General features: G+C 61.2%; 11 protein-coding genes and 1 pseudogene. 10 read left to right on the top strand and 2 right to left on the bottom strand.

Annotation, left to right across the window (positions count from 1 at the left end; genetic code table 11):
• Positions 1–23: 23 nt before the first annotated feature.
• The 4 genes and pseudogenes from H3T90_RS04690 (at position 24) to H3T90_RS04675 (ending at position 6,169) form a co-directional block, all read left to right on the top strand.
• Positions 24–1,043: a phosphatase PAP2 family protein gene (locus tag H3T90_RS04690; RefSeq protein WP_046323450.1), complete on the top strand. Its 1,020-nt coding sequence runs from the start codon at positions 24–26 to the stop codon at positions 1,041–1,043.
• 148 nt (positions 1,044–1,191) lie between these two features.
• Positions 1,192–4,059, top strand: a complete 2,868-nt coding sequence (gene topA, locus H3T90_RS04685) for a type I DNA topoisomerase (protein ID WP_198229743.1) — start codon at positions 1,192–1,194, stop codon at positions 4,057–4,059.
• A pseudogene (tmk, locus tag H3T90_RS04680) lies at positions 4,056–4,709 on the top strand (dTMP kinase); the annotation flags it as partial. The gene topA and the pseudogene tmk, both read left to right, overlap by 4 nt.
• Before the next feature lie 299 nt (positions 4,710–5,008).
• Positions 5,009–6,169, top strand: coding sequence for a DNA polymerase III subunit delta' (locus H3T90_RS04675; protein WP_046323448.1), 1,161 nt, complete (start codon positions 5,009–5,011; stop codon positions 6,167–6,169).
• A gap of 18 nt (positions 6,170–6,187) precedes the next feature.
• Here the strand turns inward: H3T90_RS04675 and H3T90_RS04670 are convergent, their stop codons facing one another.
• Both H3T90_RS04670 and H3T90_RS04665 read right to left on the bottom strand, forming a co-directional pair.
• Positions 6,188–7,246, bottom strand: coding sequence for a LacI family DNA-binding transcriptional regulator (locus H3T90_RS04670; RefSeq protein ID WP_198229742.1), 1,059 nt, complete (start codon positions 7,244–7,246; stop codon positions 6,188–6,190).
• 51 nt (positions 7,247–7,297) lie between these two features.
• Positions 7,298–7,564, bottom strand: coding sequence for an HPr family phosphocarrier protein (locus H3T90_RS04665; RefSeq protein ID WP_046323909.1), 267 nt, complete (start codon positions 7,562–7,564; stop codon positions 7,298–7,300).
• A 233-nt stretch (positions 7,565–7,797) separates the two neighbouring features.
• Here H3T90_RS04665 and ptsP point away from each other — a divergent pair, with 233 nt between their 5' ends.
• The 6 genes from ptsP to H3T90_RS04635 all read left to right on the top strand — a co-directional run bounded on the left by ptsP (position 7,798) and on the right by H3T90_RS04635 (position 14,422).
• Positions 7,798–9,447, top strand: coding sequence for a phosphoenolpyruvate--protein phosphotransferase (gene ptsP, locus H3T90_RS04660; protein WP_198229880.1), 1,650 nt, complete (start codon positions 7,798–7,800; stop codon positions 9,445–9,447).
• 77 nt (positions 9,448–9,524) lie between these two features.
• Positions 9,525–9,971, top strand: a complete 447-nt coding sequence (locus tag H3T90_RS04655; RefSeq protein ID WP_046323446.1) for a PTS sugar transporter subunit IIA — start codon at positions 9,525–9,527, stop codon at positions 9,969–9,971.
• Between the two features lie 78 nt (positions 9,972–10,049).
• A complete protein-coding gene (locus tag H3T90_RS04650) occupies positions 10,050–10,322 on the top strand; it encodes a PTS sugar transporter subunit IIB (RefSeq protein ID WP_024626949.1) in 273 nt (90 codons plus the stop codon).
• A gap of 87 nt (positions 10,323–10,409) precedes the next feature.
• Positions 10,410–11,948 (top strand): PTS ascorbate transporter subunit IIC, encoded by a 1,539-nt coding sequence (locus tag H3T90_RS04645; RefSeq protein WP_110425873.1) that lies wholly within the window; start codon positions 10,410–10,412, stop codon positions 11,946–11,948.
• A 219-nt stretch (positions 11,949–12,167) separates the two neighbouring features.
• Complete coding sequence (locus H3T90_RS04640; RefSeq protein ID WP_198229741.1) at positions 12,168–12,740, top strand: YbhB/YbcL family Raf kinase inhibitor-like protein; 573 nt, start codon at positions 12,168–12,170, stop codon at positions 12,738–12,740.
• A 155-nt stretch (positions 12,741–12,895) separates the two neighbouring features.
• On the top strand, positions 12,896–14,422 hold the full coding sequence (locus tag H3T90_RS04635; protein WP_198229740.1) for a C69 family dipeptidase: 1,527 nt from the start codon (positions 12,896–12,898) through the stop codon (positions 14,420–14,422).
• The last annotated feature ends 31 nt before the right edge of the window (positions 14,423–14,453 follow it).

The following is a 14,453-nucleotide window of genomic DNA, read 5'->3' as shown; positions in this document are numbered from 1 at the left end:
GGGGTTGGATAGAGTCTAGAGGTATGACCAACAAGCGCAAGCAGGGCGAAGTACGGCAAGCCTGGTACCGGGACCCGAATGAGCAGACCGAAGCGGCCAGCAGTCATGTTGACCGGGATCCCTTGATGTCTCGCCCCCGGATCTCAGCCTTGGTTTTGTGCCTGGTCGCAGGCCTGGCCTGCCTGGGTCTGGCGGCTTTGGTCTGGTGGGCGGCTGTCTGGACTGTTCCCGGGCAGACCTATGACGACATGGCCCTGACCAACTTCCGTGGCTTCCTTGACCAGGCGCCACTTGTCAAGGCTTATCTGGGACTGTTCACCATTCCTTTCGTGACTGTGGCGATCTGCGTAGTGCTGGGCCTTGTCGCCCTGGTGGTGGTTCTAGTGCGACGCCGGTGGTGGCTGCTTGGCCAGGTTGCTGTTTATGCACTGGTGGTCTACGGGGCGGCACGCATTCTCAAACGTTACCTGCCTCGCCCTGTGCTGATCCACGTTCAGGCTTCCGCTGCCAATTCAGCCCCCTCGGGACACACCATCCTCGCTCTGGCGGTGGTCCTGGCCCTGCTCTGTGTGGTGCCCCGGGTTTGGAGGGCCTTTGTTGCCTTGGTGGGATTCGCCTTTGACCTGTCCGTGGGCTGCTCGCTGGTGCAGGGTGGGTGGCATCGCCCTTCAGACGTGGTCATGGGCATTCTCATTCCTACCGGTCTCTGCCTTATTGCACTGGCTGCCACTCGGGGGACCGGTATGGATGTTCCTGGGACCAGGATGTCCTCGGCTTCGATTCAGATTGTCTCCACGATGATGCTGGTAGCTGGGTTCCTAGGGATTATTTACGCCTGCTATGTCATCTGGCAGGTCAGCCCTGGTCTGGAGATCGGTGCCCGGTGGACGGCCTACGGTGTTCACTGCTCAGCGGTCATACTGATGGCCTCGGTTCTGTCTCTGACCCTGGGTCTGGTTCTAGCGATGAGGCAGATTACGGCCTCGCCTCTGACCAGGATGGGCCTTGTCGGTCGGCCCCCGGCTCCGCCTAAAAATGACTGAGGTCGAACTCTGGGCGTACTGAACGTCTCTGATTCATCCACCATCGGGCCTAGGGATCCACGCCCGTGCACATGACCCCTTGATTTGCATGGTTACGGAACCCCGTGAGTAAGATGGCGTGCGAAAGACAACAATATAAGGAGAGGCCATGGCATCCGGCAATAAGCTCGTCATTGTTGAGTCGCCAACCAAGGCAAAGAAGATCGGCGGGTACCTGGGCAAGGGCTACACGGTCATGGCCTCGGTGGGCCATATCCGCGACCTGGCCCAACCATCGCAGATCCCGGCCTCCCAGAAGAAGGCCTACGGCAAGTTCGGCGTAGACGTGAATGATGGCTTCAAGCCCTACTACATCGTGGACGATAAAAAGAAACACACGGTCTCCGAGCTCAAGAAGGCGCTGAAGAACGCCGACGAGCTTTATCTGGCCACTGATGAGGATCGGGAGGGGGAGGCCATCGCCTGGCATCTGGTCCAGACCCTTAAACCCAAGGTTCCGGTAAAGCGCATGGTCTTTCACGAGATCACCCCAGAGGCCATCAAGAATTCGCTCAAGCACACCAGGGACGTGGATGCCCACATGGTCGATGCCCAGGAGACCCGCAGGGTGCTGGATCGCCTCTATGGCTACGAGCTTTCACCGGTGCTCTGGCGCAAGGTGGGTCCGGGACTGAGTGCAGGGCGTGTGCAGTCTGTGGCGACTCGGCTGATTGTGGAGCGCGAGCGTGAGCGCATGGCCTTCGTCAAGGCCTCCTACTGGGATCTGCTGGCGCGTCTGGTGCAGGAGGATGCCGGGGAATCGGCGTCGCCAGGTGGTTTTCACGCCCGAATGATCAGCCTCGGGGAGCAGCGGCTGGCGGTTTCCAAGGATTTCACCTCCAAGGGTCGACTGACGGAAGCGGCCGCCAAGGAGCAGGTCCTGCAGCTGGATGAGCAGCATGCTCGAAGCCTGGCTGAAACGCTGAAGGATCAGGACTTCACAGTGACGGGTATGGAGACCAAGCCTTACCGTCGGCGTCCTCAGCCCCCCTTCACCACGTCTACCCTGCAGCAGACGGCCGGCAATCGGTTAGGTATGAGTTCACGAGCCACCATGCGGGCTGCCCAGGGGCTCTATGAGAACGGGTTCATCACCTACATGCGTACCGATTCGGTCACTCTCTCCCAGGAGGCCATCGCTGCTGCCCGCAAGGGAGTCGAGCGTGAGTATGGGGCCGAATACCTTTCGGCCGAGTCCAAACAGTATGTGACCAAGACTGCTGGCGCCCAGGAGGCCCACGAGTGCATTCGGCCCGCCGGTTCCACCTTCCACAGGCCTCAGGATCTTGCCGACCGTCTGGCCCCTGACCAGCTCAAGCTCTACACCCTGATCTGGCGGCGCACCCTGGCTTCGCAGATGGCCGACGCCACCGGGTCCACAGCCACTATCCACCTGTCGGCGCAGGCTGGCAAGGAGGGTATGGCCCTCTTCCAGGCTTCAGGTACTGTCATCAAGTTCCCCGGGTTCCTCAAGGCCATGGGTGGCGGTGCAGGCTCTGAGCAGAACGATGAGGACTCTTCCCTGCCTCCGGTCCAGCAGGGTGACGTGCTTCGTGCTGCCTCTGTCGATCCCGAGGGCCATGAGACCCAACCACCTGCACGTTACACTGAGGCCTCTCTGGTCAAGACCCTGGAGGCCAAGGAGATTGGCAGGCCTTCCACTTATGCCAGCATCATTTCGACCATCATCGACCGAGGATACGTCTACGAGCGTGGCCGTGCACTGATTCCCTCCTGGTTGGCCTTTTCGGTAGTCAGATTGTTGGAGACCAATTTCCCCAAGTACGTGGATTACCAGTTCACGGCGCAGATGGAGAACGGCCTGGATATGATCGCCCATGGCAAGGAACGAGGCAAGGACTGGCTGACCCGGTTCTACTTCGGTTCGGGCCCGGGCGCTGCCCAAAACGCTGACCAGGCCCATCAGGGCCTACAGGAGCAGGTGGCCCAGCTAGGGGACATCGACGCCCGCAAAATCAATACCATCGAGATCGGTGATGGCCTGCAGGTGAGGGTCGGTCGCTACGGTCCCTATCTTGAGGATACGGCCGACCTGGATGCCGACGGAAACCCCAAGCGAGCCTCGTTGCCGCCCACCATGGCTCCGGATGAGCTGACAGTGGCGGCGGGTCATGAGCTGATTGCCGCAAATGCCGGCGGTCCCCGTCAGCTGGGCAAGGATCCGCAGACCGGCGGTCGGGTCGAGGTGCGCAAAGGTAGATTCGGTCCCTATGTGGCCCTGATCAGCCCTGAAGAGGAAGCAGCAGAGCAGAAAAAGCCGACTGGCAAGACTGCACGGACGGCCAAGCAGACTGGTCCTAAGCCCAAGATGGCCTCGCTATTCAAGACCATGGATCCAGACACGGTCACCCTGGAGGACGCTCTGAAGCTGCTCAGCCTGCCTAGGACGGTGGGCAGCATCGAACTGACCGATGCCAAGACGGGAGAAACCAGCCAAGCCACCGTCACGGCCAGCAACGGCCGTTACGGTCCCTATCTGACGGCCACTAAGGCCGACGGTGGCACCGAGACGCGTTCGCTGACCGACGAGGGGCAGATTTTTACTATCGACCAGGCCGGGGCCAAGGTCCTCTTCGACCAGCCTAAGTACGGACGACGTTCCCGGAGCGCTGCCAAGCCTCCTCTCCGTGAGCTGGGTACGGACCCTGACAGCGGCAAACCCGTCACCATCAAGGATGGGTTCTACGGTGTCTACATTACCGACGGGCAGACCAACAGGACCCTGCCCAAGCAGTACACGGCCCAGTCCATCGAGCCGGAGGTGGCCTTCCGTCTGCTGGCAGAGAAGCGCGCGGCCGGACCCACCAAGAGGCGTGGCAGGACCACCCGCAAGTCGACTGCACGAAAGTCGGCGTCCAGCAAAACTACGGCTGGCAAGTCGGCTACCCGCGCTCGCAAAACCACAAAGAAGACAAAGACTTCCAAGACTTCCAAAACTACGGAGCGTCAGGCATGAGCGATGGTTTGTTCATTTCCTTCGAGGGCGTGGATGGTGTAGGCAAAACCACCCAGGTCCAACAAGCACACAACTATCTGCAGGAGCGTGGCTTGCGATCTCTGGTCACCCGCGAGCCAGGCGGCACCCCCGTCGGATTGACCATACGGGAACTCGTTCTGCATGGATTGGCCGCCTTCCCCTCGGTTGCCGTGACCGGAGGTACCGATGTGGTTGACGCCTCCGACGATCTTGCCCCCAGGACCGAGGCCCTGCTCTATGCGGCGGACCGGGCTGAGCATGTAGCCCAGGTGGTGCGTCCGGCTCTGGAACGCGGAGACATTGTGCTCTGCGACCGTTACTTGGATTCCTCATTGGCTTATCAGGCCGGAGGCCGTGATCTGTCAGTGGATGTGATTCGTCGGTTGAGTCTGTGGGCCAGTCAGGACCTTCTGCCCAAGCGCACCTACCTGCTGGACGCGGATCCGTCACAGTCCAAGTCGCGTTTGGATCATGAGCCCGATCGGCTGGAATCGGCTGGCGACGACTTTCAGCAGCATGTGCGTCAGGCATTCCTGCAACTGGCGCAGAGGGAACCCGATCGGTTCCTGGTTATCGACGCCACCCAGTCCATCGAGCAGGTCTGGCAGATCATCCAAGACGATTTGGACAAGTTAGTCGAAGGGCGCGAGCCAGATCTGCCGCAGGTCGGCGATGATCTTCCAGATGTCGATGATGAGAATGATGACACTGGTGCTCAGGACGATGCCGACAAGGATGAATCGGCTGCAGGATATGAGGACGATGAGCAGGCTACCGAGACGGATTGGACTGAGTCTGCGGATACGTCTGATCAGGATGACCAGTCCATGGAGTCAGGAACAGCCGGCGGGGATGCTGACGACGATTCGGTTCCTGTGGGTTCCCGCGCTCGCTGGCTGCTCCGGCCCCGGCTCTTGCGGAAGACCCGATGAGCGTCTGGGATGCCATTGTGGGTCAGCAGCCCACGGTCGATTTGCTCAAGCGGACGGTGGCCGCTCAGGCGCAGGGGCATGACGAGGTTGCGCAATCCTGGCTGATTTGTGGTCCTCCAGGATCAGGGCGATCCAATCTGGCCCGAGCTTTCGCGGCGGCCCTGATCAGTCCTGACCAGGGATTGAGCGATCAGCCCACCCGCGTCACTCAGCAGGTCTTGGCCGGAACCCATCCGGATGTGACCGTACTATCAACCAATAAAGTCACCATCGGTATCAACGAGGTCAGGGATCTGATCATGACCTCGGAGCAGATGCCCTCAACCTCACGCTGGCGGGTCATCATCATTGAAGATGTGGACCGGATGCTGGAGCGAACTACCAATGTGTTGCTCAAGGAGATCGAGGAGCCGGCCGAGCATACCATCTGGCTTCTGTGCGCACCCAGCGCCCAGGATGTGCTGCCCACCATCCGCTCACGGACGAGGGTGCTCAACCTAGCAGTGCCATCCAACACCGCAGTGGCGGATTTCCTGACTGATCAGGTGGGGGTGGACCGGCCTCTGGCCGCCAAGGCCGCTCGTCTGGCTCAGGGACACATCGGCATCGCTCGTCTCTATGCCACCAGGGATCAGGTCCTGGCTGACCGTGATGAGCTGGTGGTGGGCCTGCTGGGGCTGCGGCGCGCTTCGGATGCTGTGATTCTGGCTGGCCGGGTGGTTGATGCGGCCCGGGATCAAGCCACCGCCACCGTGGACGATGAGGTGGCCAAGGACGAGCGGGAGTTTCGGCAGATCAACGGTCTCAGAGACAAGGAACGTATTCCCCGGCAGTTGCGTGGAGCCTACCATGCATTGGGGGGCAAGGATCAGGTCCGCCGACGGGTTACCAGACTGACCCGGGACGTGCTGGACCGCAACCTGAGTACCCTGGCCAGCGTTTACCGGGATGTGGGCGTCCTCCAGAACGGTGCCGAAGAGAAGGCTGGCTTGGTCAATTTGGAGAATCGGGCGGCTATTGCTGCTCTGTCCGTCAGGCTCTCCAGACAGGGGGCCATTGACCGCATTCAGCTGATCGCTCGAGCTCGCAGGAGGCTGGCTGCCAACGGTTCGCCGCTCCTGGTCTTCGAGGCGCTCTTCTGCACTCTGCTGGTCTGAGTAGACCCTAAGGGTTTATCAGGCAAAAGTACCTGGCGAGGTCATGTCGCTGCTGCCAATTCTTGGCGACCAGGTCGATTCCCTGCATTCAAGCGCTGGCGGCAGAGCCACGTGGGAGGGCAGAATGGACTGTCCCTTGGCGTCGACCAGCCGCAGTGCCTCCTGGACAATGTCATTCAGGGGAGCCTTGACTGCGGTCAAGGTCGGACTGCTGATCAGACAGGCTGGGCTGTCCACGAAGGTGGCCACCTTGACTTGGTCGGGAACCTGGAACCCCAGTTGGTCACAGGCCATCAGAGCGCCCAGGGCCAGCGAGTCGTCCCCGCAGATGATGGCATCGGGACGGTCGTTTCCCTCAGCGAGTATGGTCATGACGGCATCATGGCCGCGGCGCATGCTGCAGGGGCCGAACTGGATCCAGTCCGGCTGAGGCGTCATCCCTAGGGTGTTGGTCAGAGTGGAGAAGGTCGTGAAGAGCTCAGCGGCCGCACTGGTGTTCAGTTCACGGCTTAGATAGGCCACCGAATGTGCGTTCTGCTCGGCCAGGTGGGCGATGATCAGCCGCATGGAGGCCGCCTGGTCCATGCCGACCCAGCTGGTGTGGTAGGAGAGCGGTCTGCCGCCGACCTGGACGATGGGTAGTCCGGACGGCAGGTCGACGGGCATACCGACCGGATCGTCGTCCAGCGAAGGAACGATGATGATTCCTTCGACTTGTCGGGCTGCCATGGACCTGATGGCCGCCTCTCGTTCCTGATCGCTCCTGACGGATATGACCAGCAAATAGCGGCCCTGTTCTGTCAGCCTCCTGCTGAGCAGATCCAGGATGGACCCGTCTATGCCCGTGGAAGTGCCGCACAGGATCAGCCCTATGGTTCTGCTGCGGTCTGATCGGAGGGTGCTGGCAGCGAAGTTGGCCGAGTAGTTGAGCTTTTCGGCAGCAGCTCTGACCCTGCGGCTGATGTCGTCGTTCTTGCGTCTATGACCGGAAAGGACGCGGGACACGGTCGCTGTCGAAACTCCGGCCAGGGCTGCGACGTTGGCAATGGAAGGCTTATTGTCCGCCGTGTGTCCCATCGTTTCCCTCGAAGGCTCTTTCCGTCGATGTCGGCTGCAGCTAGCGGCGGGTCACTCAGCCTGGGTCAGCTTAGTGACCAGGGAGTCGGCTACAGACTCGGCTTCGTCGCCCTCGACAGTCACGGTGACCTTGTCGCCCTTTGCGATGCCCAGGCTCATGACCATCAGAATGCTGCCGGCGTCTACGGGATTCCCCTCGCCCTTGGCTATGGTGACCTTGCAACCGCTGGATGCGGCGGCCTGCGAAAATTCCGAAGCAGGCCTGGCATGGATGCCGACCGGGTCGGTGATGATGGTGGAACGTTGTGCTGTTGCCATGATGACCAGCTTTCCTGAATATATGGTCGGTCTTGTTGAACCGGCATGTCTAGTGGTGGATACGCTGGATATCCTACCACTGCAGAAGGGAAATTACAGAAAACGATTACCGTTGAAAAATGAATGAATATGTGTATACTGAACATCGTTGCATGAAGAACGTTTCCACTGCCGATGTTCAGTCCGCCTCAGGGGCGGCTCGCGTGCAGTGGCCAGGCACTAAGGAGTGCGACATGGAGATCCAAGGCGTGGGCATTGGCCGCGGCGTCGCCGTTGGCCCGGTTATCCATATGGCGGCCGGGCTGGACGTGCCCGGCGATGAGGCGAGACCTGAGAACCTGACGGCGGATGCTGAATTCGGTAGGGTTGAATCCGCTCTGGCATCGGTCAACAAGGACCTGCTCGCGCGCGCCAAGGCCGCCCAAGATGGGCAGGGGGCCAAGGACGCTGCTCCGATTCTGACAGCCCTGGCCCAGATGGCCCAGGACCCGGCTCTGAAGACCTCGATCCGATCCCTGCTGGACGGTGGCAAGACCGCCGAGCGTTCCGTCTATGAGGCCTTTGCCGACTTCGAGGAAAAACTCCAGGCAATCGGCGGCTACATGGGGGAGCGGGCCAACGATCTGCATGATGTTGGCCAGCGTGTCATCGCCCATCTGCTCGGTGTCCCGGCACCGGGCGTGCCAGAAAGCGACAAGCCATTCGTCCTGGTCGCCCCTGACCTGTCTCCGGCCGACACCTCCAGCTTGGATATGACCAAGGTTCTGGCCATTGTCACCATTGAGGGCGGTCCGACCAGTCATACCGCCATTCTGGCCCGGTCCAGGGGGATCGTCGCCGTCGTGGGCGCTCAGGACGCAGCCGGGCTGTCCGACGGACAGACAGTCATCGTCGATGCCGCTGCCGGCAAGGTGACGGCTGATCCCACCCAGGAACAGATTGAGAAAGCTGAGCAGGCTCGTCGCGAAGCGGATCAGGCCAAGGCTTTGCGGGGCCGTCCAGGCCAGCTCAAGGACGGAACAAGGATTCCCCTCCTGGCCAATGTCGGCAAGCCTGCGGATGCCGATCCTGCCCTGGAATATGGAGCCGAAGGGGTTGGACTCTTCCGTTCGGAGTTCCTCTTTCTGGGTAACGAGCAGGCGCCCGGCGTCGAGGAGCAGGCCGAGGCCTACCGTGCTCTTCTTGAACGCTTCCCTGGCCGCAAGGTGGTCATCCGCCTGTTGGATGCCGGTGCTGACAAGCCGCTGCCTTTCCTGACGCAGGCCGACGAGCCTAATCCTGCCCTGGGGTTGCGTGGTCTGCGTACGCTCAAGGTCCACAGCCAGGTTCTGGAGGATCAGCTGGAGGCCCTTGCTCGGGCCGATGCCGAGACCAATGCCGACCTATGGGTCATGGCGCCAATGGTCGCCGACGAACATGAGGCTGACTATTTCGTCCGTTTGGGCAAGAGCAAGGGGCTCAAGCGCGTGGGTGTCATGGCCGAAGTTCCTTCGATTGCACTGATGGCCGACAAAGTGGCCAAGGTGGCCGACTTCGTCAGCATCGGCACCAACGATCTGACCCAGTACACGCTGGCCGCCGACCGCACGCTGGGCTCGGTCGCCTCCTATCAGACCGCCTGGCATCCTGCCGTCCTCAGGGCCATCAAGCTCATCGCTGATGCCGGTCAGGCCAATAACATGCCTGTCGGAGTCTGCGGCGAGGCTGCTGCCGATCCGGATCTGGCTGTGGTTCTTGCCGGCATCGGCGTGACCAGCCTGTCCATGACTCCGGTCGCCCTGGATGATGTTCGCGCCGAACTGGCCAGGCACACCATGGATGAGGCCAAGGCCCTCGCCGCCAAGGCTCTGGACGGAGAGTTCTACCATCCCCAGGGATGGTGAGCAGCCGGCCGGATTTGTGCAAATCCATCGGATCCGGAGCCGTCGATCAAATCAAACAGCACGAGCAAGGAGCAGACATGACGGATTTCCAAGCCTTCCTTCCCGACACATCCTTCGCCCTGGATGTACCGGCATCTGACTGGCGGGATGCCATCCGCAAGGCGGGCGACAGGCTGGTGGCATCCGGGTTCACCACCGATGCCTACACGGACCAGATGATCGAGACCGTCGAGAAGATGGGTCCCTACATTGTCATCGCGCCCGGTTTGGCCCTGGCTCATTCCAGGCCCAGCGAGGCGGTCCTGGGAACCGGCCTGAGCTGGGTAAGGCTGTCCACACCTGTTGAGTTCGGCAACAAGGCCAATGATCCGGTCTCCCTGGTAATCGGCCTGGCCGGACGGGATGAGCAGGAGCACCTGCAGGTGATGTCCGCCATCGCCGGTGCTCTGACCGACGCGAAGAAGACCGAGCAGCTGGCCAAGGCAGGCACACCTGACGAGGTTCGCGCCATTCTCGAATCGTGAGGAGGACCCGCTTTTGCGGATCCCAGTATGGCAAACGCAAGAAGTAGTAGGAACAAACAAGGAACAAAGGAGCAACTCATGGATATTCTCTGCGTATGTGGCAATGGCATCGGCACTTCGGTTCTGCTCAAGGTCAACGTCGAGCAGGTGGCATCGGAGCTGGGCATGGATGTGACTGTGACCACCTCCGACGCGGGCAGCGCCAAGGGCACGGCCAACATGAACGACCTGGTGCTGACTTCGCCTCAGCTGGCGCCCGAGCTGGAGGGGACCACCACTCCGGTCGAGACCGTCCAGAACTTCATGGACAAGGACGAGATCAAGGGCATCCTGGAGCAGTACGCCGACTGATGAGTCCGGCGGACATTCATCATCGCCAGGCCGATGGAATACCCGCTCTTTAACTTGACAACAAGAGAGAAATAGTAAGGACAAACAATGAATGTCTTCCTTGCGGTGCTGAACTTCATCAGCCAGGAGATTCTGAATGTGCCCGCCTATCTGATTGGCATTGTGGCGGCCATCGGTCTGATCGCCTTGAAACGGAGCGCAGGCCAGGTCATTTCGGGCGCCCTCAAGGCGGCCATGGGCTATCTGATTCTGGGCGCCGGCGCCACCGTGGTGACCAATGCCCTGGATCCCTTCGGCAAGCTGGTCTTCAAGGCCACTGGCGCCCATGGGGTCGTCCCCACCAACGAGGTGATCGTGGCCCAGGCCTCCAGCCAGTTCGGTGCAGCCTCCGCCTACATCATCGTGCTCAGCTTCATCGTCATGATCCTGCTGGCACGGTTCACCCCGCTCAAGTACGTCTTCCTGACCGGCCACCATATGGTCTTCATGTCAACCCTGCTGGCCCTGGTCCTTTCGATCGGGTTCGGCAAGGGCAACAACCTGCTCATCGTGCTGATCGGCTCCCTGCTCATGGGCGTGATCATGGTGGCCATGCCCGCTTTCGCCCAGCCATACATGAACCGGGTGACGGGCAGCGACAAGCTGTCCATCGGCCACTTCAACACCTTGGGCTACGTGGTTTCGGGCGCGGTCGGCAGCGCCGTGGGCAAGAAGTCGCGTTCCACCGAGGATATCGACTTCCCCAAGGGGCTGAGCTTCCTGCGTGATTCCATGGTCTCCACCACCCTGCTCATGGTCGTTCTCTACCTGGTCTTCGCCGTCTGGACCGCCTTTGTGGTGCCGGCCAAGGCCGCCTTCGCCGTCTTCCCCTCCCATCCGGCCAACTGGGGATCCTTCTTCATGGCCGCCTTCGCCCAGGCCCTGCAGTTCGGCATCGGCGTGAGCATCATCCTCTACGGCGTCCGTATCATCTTGGGTGAGCTGGTGCCTGCCTTCCAAGGCATCGCCAACAAGGTGGTCCCCGGCGCCCGTCCCGCTCTGGACATCCCCATCGTCTTCCCCTACGGTGCCAACGCATCCCTGATTGGCTTCCTGGCCTCCTTTGCCGGCGGTCTGGTGGCCCTGGTCATCATCGCCGTCTGGCTCGGGCCCGTCTGGGGTCTGGCCCTGATTCTGCCGGGCATGGTTCCCCACTTCTTCGATGGTGGCGGTGCCGGTGTCTTCGGCAACGCGACCGGCGGCCGCATCGGGGCTATGGTCGGCGGCTTCATCAATGGTCTGCTGATCACCTTCCTGCCCGCCATCCTGATGACGGTTCTGGGCAGCTTCGGTCTGTCCAACGCCACCTTCGGCGATGCCGACTTTGCCTGGTACGGCACTGTGGTTGGCAAGCTGTCCCAGCTGGGCATCCCCGTTGGGGCCGTGGTCCTGGTGATTCTGGCAGTGGTGATCTTCGCCCTGGCCTGGGTCTGGCAGGTCAAGGTGGTCAACACCGGATGGTTGCCTGCCGCCAAGCATGCTGAGTTCATCGCCAGCGTCGAGGCTGAAGAGAAGGAGGCCAAGGCTCAGGCTCGTGCAGCCGCCAAGGCCGCTCGTGCACAGGCCAAGGCCGCAAAGGCCGAATAGGCATGCACAAGCTCGCCGTATAAGCGCCGGGAGAGGGGTATTGCTGATTCCTTTCTCCTAGTCCGATTTAGAGCCGCCCGGATCGTTTCCATGTGGAAGGATCCGGGCGGCTCTTGCACTTTTTGCGCAGGGTAGTGGAATTTATCGTGCGGAGTGCTGTTTGCGGCCGGTTTCACGGAAGAACTTGACCTCGTCGGCTGGGCGGGCGAGAATCGAATCATGAGGATTATCACTGATTTCGGCACTATTCCCGATCGGTACGCCAAGCGCGCCCCTCAGTCCCTTACCCGCAAGGGACGTCCTGTAGTCTCCTTCCCCTTCCGGCTCGAGGATGTGCCCCAGGAGGCCCGCTACCTGCACTGGATGCTGGTGGATCCTGATTCCGTGCCCGTGTGTGGCTTCCCCTGGATTCACTGGTCCCTGGCCAACCTGCCCGTTGAGGCTTTGCTCGCCTTGCAGCCTGAGGGGACCGAAAGCTCCGTGCTGGCGATTCCTGAGGACTTCTCCAGAAATCTGTCTGATCTGATTCCCGGTGTGCCCCAAGGGCGTACCTCGGCAGCCTCGCCCCTGGTTATGGAGGAGGAGATCGCTGACGATCCCGCCGTGCTTATGCGTTACAACGGCCCCACGCCTCCGGACCGGGTTCATGACTATGTGCTGTCGGTCTGGGCCACACAGAAGATCTTGCCCGGCCTGGAGGAGGGGTTCTGGCTCAATGCCCTGGCCCATGCCATCCATTCCGCCCAGCCGGTGGCCGCAGCAGCCCGGGCCTGGCTGCCAGCTGATGCCTGATCTGGTTGGGGCGGTCTAGCACTAGAGTGAGGTCATGCCCTAAGTGCGCAGACGGCCGTCATCCCTGCCTGCCCACGCAGTCGGTACCATGACATCCCCCGACTTCCGGACTGGTGATGACAGTTGACCGCGATCAGACAAAGGAAGACGCTTATATGCCCTGCACCACGCTTCTGATAGGCAAGAATGCCAGTTACGACGGGTCCACCATCATCGCTCGGGATGAGGATTCGTCCAACGGAGAGTTTCGTCCCAAGCGCTTCGTGGTAGTGGCTCCCGACCAGCAGCCGCGGCACTACCACAGTGTGATCAGCCATCTGGAAATAGACCTGCCCGAAGAGCCCATGCGCTATACCTCGGTGCCCGATGCTTTGCACAATCAGGGGCTCTGGGCTGCTGCAGGCGTCAACAGCGCCAATGTGGCCATGTCAGCCACCGAGACCATCACCACCAACGAACGTGTTCTGGGTGCAGATCCGCTGGTTGAGCCCACACCCGCCCAGGGCCGTCCCGGGGATAAGGACTATCTGGCCGCGGTGCCCGGAGGCATCGGCGAGGAGGACTTCGTCACCATTGTCCTGCCTTATATCCACTCGGCTCGGGAGGGCGTCCAGCGGCTGGGTTCCCTGTTGGAGCGCTACGGTACCTACGAGATGAATGGCATCGCTTTCAGCGACGTGGACGAGATCTGGTGGATGGAAACCGTGGGCGGCCATCACTGGATCGCCAAGCGTGTGCCTGACGATTCCTATGTGACCATGCCCAACCAGCTGGGCATTGACGAGTTTGATTTGGACGATGCCTTCGGAGACCAGACCGACCACCTTTGCTCGGCCGACCTGCGGGAGTTCATCGCCGACAACTACCTGGACCTGTCCGTGGAGTCAACTTCGCCCTTCAACCCGCGCGATGCCTTTGGATCCCACAGCGACTCGGACCATGTGTACAACACGCCTCGGGCCTGGTACATGCAGCGCTTCCTCAACCCTTATGACGAGATCTGGGACGGGCCGGACGCCGATCACACTCCCACCAGCGACAACATCCCTTGGTGCCGTCAGCCTGAGTGGCTGATTACCGTGGAGGATGTCAAATACTTGCTCAGCTCTCACTACCAGGGCACACCCTACGATCCCTATGGGCGGACCGGCGACGAGCACACCAAGGGGCTTTACCGCCCCATCGGCATCAATCGCAACGACCAGCTGTCCCTGATCCAGCTGCGCCCCTACCAGCCTGAATCCTGCCGGGCCATCCAGTGGATTTCATACGGGTCCAACGCCTTCAATGCCCTGGTTCCCTTCTATGCAAATGTGGATCGTACGCCCGACTATCTGGCCAACACCACGGGCCGGGTTTCCACCGACAGCCTCTACTGGTCCGACCGACTGATCGCCGCCTTGTGCGACTCGGCCTTTGCCGGCACACTGGCGGCAGTCGAACGTTACCAACAGGGCGTTGGCGCTGAGGGTCATCGCATGATTGCCGCCACAGATGAACAGGTGGCCCGCTTGGAAGGTGCCGATAAAGGCACTGACAACCCCGAGGTTCGCCAGGTGCTGGAGGCTGCCAACCAGGATATGGCCGACCGTCTGCGCAAGGAGACCGACGACCTGCTGAGCCAGGTGCTCTACACGGCCAGCATGGGCATGCGCAACGGCTACCATCTGTCCGATAACTGAGCCATCCGATTGACAAGGATCATAGAGGAGG

This window comes from Bifidobacterium polysaccharolyticum (assembly GCF_016101585.1).
Taxonomy (GTDB): domain Bacteria; phylum Actinomycetota; class Actinomycetes; order Actinomycetales; family Bifidobacteriaceae; genus Bombiscardovia; species Bombiscardovia polysaccharolytica.
The sequence above is the reverse complement of the archived record's forward strand: the minus strand, read 5'-3'. Positions and strand labels throughout refer to the sequence as shown.